This is a genomic window from Pseudoalteromonas sp. C12FD-1 (assembly GCF_037414265.1).
Taxonomy (GTDB): domain Bacteria; phylum Pseudomonadota; class Gammaproteobacteria; order Enterobacterales; family Alteromonadaceae; genus Pseudoalteromonas.
In genome coordinates this window covers 1-241 of record NZ_JBBEVD010000057.1, presented here as the reverse complement: position 1 = coordinate 241, position 241 = coordinate 1, and the positions used below count along the sequence as shown (strand labels likewise).

The window sequence follows — 241 nt, the reverse complement described above, 5'->3', positions numbered from 1 at the left end:
AAAGTGGTGGGCGCAGGAGGATTCGAACCTCCGACCGCCTGGTTCGTAGCCAGGTACTCTATCCAGCTGAGCTATGCGCCCACTTTCATTTTTTCTTATTTATACTCTAAGGGGAGTTTCTAAAATAACCAATTTAAGTACACATTTTAAAAAGTAAGCATAACTTATATATTATTTTAGACACAAAAAAACCGACGCTTATGTCGGCTTATGTATGAAAGTGGTGGGCGTAGGACGTAAC

Annotated in this window: 1 tRNA gene; it reads right to left on the bottom strand. The window is 40.7% G+C overall.

Going from position 1 to position 241, the window contains the following annotated elements:
* Window positions 1-4 precede the first annotated feature (4 nt).
* Window positions 5-81 (bottom strand) — tRNA-Arg (locus tag WDB87_RS08455).
* Between the last annotated feature and the right edge of the window lie 160 nt (window positions 82-241).